At 74.9% G+C, this 2834-nt stretch carries 1 protein-coding gene; it reads left to right on the plus strand.

Going from position 1 to position 2834, the window contains the following annotated elements; genetic code table 11:
- Positions 1-2834: non-ribosomal peptide synthetase (locus tag M8J74_RS43915; protein WP_249841740.1), on the plus strand; the 2834-nt coding region annotated here is incomplete at both ends.

The following is a 2834-nucleotide window of genomic DNA, read 5'->3' on the forward strand; positions in this document are numbered from 1 at the left end:
GCTCGACCGGCGCGCCCTGCCCGAGCCCCGGCTCGGCACCGGACCCGGCGGCCGGCAGGGCCGTACCCCCGTCGAAGAAGTGCTGTGCGGGCTGTTCGCGGACGCGCTGGGACTGCCCGCGGTCTGCATCGACGACGACTTCTTCCGCCTGGGCGGCCACTCCCTGCTCGCCACCCGCCTGGTCAGCCGCATCCGGCGCACCCTGGGCGCCCGGCTGTCGGTACGCGACCTGTTCCGGCAGCCCACCGTGGCCCGGCTGGCGGAGTTCCTCGCCGACGCGACGGACACCGACCGGCGCCCGCCGCTGACGGCCGGGGAACGGCCGCAGCGGGTGCCGCTGTCCGCCGCCCAGCGGCGGCTGTGGTTCCTGGACCAGATGGAGGGCCCCTCCGCCACCTACAACATCCCCCTCGCCGTCCGGCTCACCGGCGCCCTCGACGCCGACGCGCTGCACCTCGCCCTCGGCGACGTCGTGACCCGGCACGAGGCGCTGCGCACCGTCTTCCCGGCCGAGCAGGGCACCCCGTACCAGCACATCCTGCCCGCCGAGCAGGCCCGGCCCGCACTGGCCCTGATCCCGGTCACCCCCCAGGCGCTGCCGGCAATCCTGCGCGATCTGTCCGCCACCACCTTCGACCTGGCCCGCGAACTGCCGCTGCGCGCGGACCTGCTGCAACTCCACGACGACGAGCACGTGCTGCTCCTGGTCACCCACCACATCGCCTCCGACGGCTGGTCCACCACGCCCCTGATGCGGGACCTGGCGGCCGCCTACACGGCCCGGACCGAAGGCGCGGCCCCCCTGTGGGAGCCGCTGCCGGTGCAGTACGCCGACTACGCGCTGTGGCAGCAGGCACTGCTCGCGGCGGACGAGGAGCGCCAGCTCGAGCACTGGCGCCGGGCGTTGCAGGGGCTGCCGGAGGAGGTGACCCTGCCCACCGACCGGGCCCGGCCGGCCACGTCCTCCTACCGGGGCGCCTCGCTGACCGTGCGCTGCCCCGCCGGACTGCACGCCTCGCTCACCCGGCTCGCCCGGGAGAGCGGCACCACCTTGTTCATGGTCGCGCAGGCGGCCACCGCGGCCCTGCTGGCCCGCTCCGGCGCCGGACCCGACATCCCGCTCGGCTCCCCGGTCGCGGGCCGCGGCGAGGAGGCGCTGGAGGACCTGGTCGGCTTCTTCGTCAACACCCTCGTGCTGCGCACCGACGTCAGCGGCGACCCGACCTTCCGGGAACTGCTGGACCGGGTGCGCACGACCGACCTGGCGGCCTGGGCGCACCAGGACGTGCCCTTCGACCGGCTCGTGGAGGCCCTCAACCCCGAGCGCTCCGCGGCCCGGCACCCCCTGTTCCAGGTCATGCTGTCGGTCACCGACGCCGCCGACCCGGTGCCGCGGCTGCCGGGCCTGCACGGCGCGTCGGAGTTCACCACCCTCGACATCGCCAAGTTCGACCTCACCTTCACCTTCCACGAGCACCGCGCCCCCGACGGCGGCCCGGCCGGACTCGGCATCACCGTCGAGTACGCCACCGACCTGTACGACCCGGCGACCGTGTCCGCCGTCACCGCACGCCTGGTGCGGCTGCTGCAGGCCGCCGCCGACACCCCCGACACCCCGATCGGAGCCCTCGATGTCCTGGCCGACGACGAGCGGGCGCGGCTGCTCGACACCTGGCACGGAGCCCGGCGGGTCCGGCCGGCCGCCGCGCTGCCGGAGCTGTTCGCCGCGCAGGCCGCCCGCACCCCTGACGCCGTCGCCCTCACGCACGGCACACAGCGGCTGACGTACACCGAGCTGGACCGGCGCGCGAACCGGCTGGCGCACCGGCTGATCGCCGAGGGCGTCCGGCCCGGCTCCCGGGTGGCGCTCTTCCAGGAGCGCTCCGTCGAGGCGGTCGTCGCGATCCTCGCCGTCGTCAAGGCCGGCGCGGTCTACGTGCCGCTGGACACCCGCTACCCCAAGGACCGCGTCGATCTCATCGTGCGCATGGCGGGCGCGCAGGTGTTCCTCACCGACCGCGACGCGAACGGCCTTCAACTGCCCCAGGGCGCCCGCGTCCTGGCGGTGGCCGAGGCGGGCGGTTCGTTCCCCGACACGGCGCCCGAGGTCGGCGTCCACCCCGACCAGCTCGCCTACGTCATGTTCACCTCGGGCTCGACGGGCGTGCCCAAGGGCGTCGCCGTCACCCACCGCAACGTCACCGAGCTGGCCGCCGACGGCCGCTTCACCGGCGGCGCCCACCGCCGCATCCTGCTGCACTCCCCGCTCGCCTTCGACGCGACGACGTACGAGCTGTGGGTGCCGCTGCTGTCCGGCGGAACCCTGGTCGTCGCCCCGCCCGGCCTGCTCGACACCGCCGCCCTGGCCCGGATCCTCACCGAGGAGTCCATCACCGGTCTGTGGCTGACGGCCGGTCTGTTCCGGCTGGTCGCCGAGGAGGACCCGGCCGCGTTCGCCGGGCTGGGGGAGGTGTGGACCGGCGGTGACGTGGTCCCGCCCGAGGCGGTACGCCGCGTGATGGACGCCTGCCCCGATCTGCAGGTCGTCAACGGCTACGGCCCCACCGAGACCACCACGTTCGCCACCTCCCACTTCCTGCACCGCCCCTTCGACTACGCCGGCGCCCTGCCCATCGGCCGCCCGCTGGACAACACCCGCCTGTACGTCCTGGACGAGCACCTCGGCCTGGTCGCCCCCGGCGTCCCCGGCGAGCTCTACATCGCCGGTAGCGGACTCGCCCAGGGCTACCTGGACCGGCCCGGCCTGACGGCCGAACGGTTCGTGGCCGACCTGTACGGACCGCCGGGCTCGCGGATGTACCGCACCGGGGACC

Origin of the sequence: Streptomyces panaciradicis, from assembly GCF_023516615.1 — a bacterium.
In the GTDB taxonomy this organism is placed as follows: Bacteria; Actinomycetota; Actinomycetes; order Streptomycetales; family Streptomycetaceae; genus Streptomyces; species Streptomyces panaciradicis.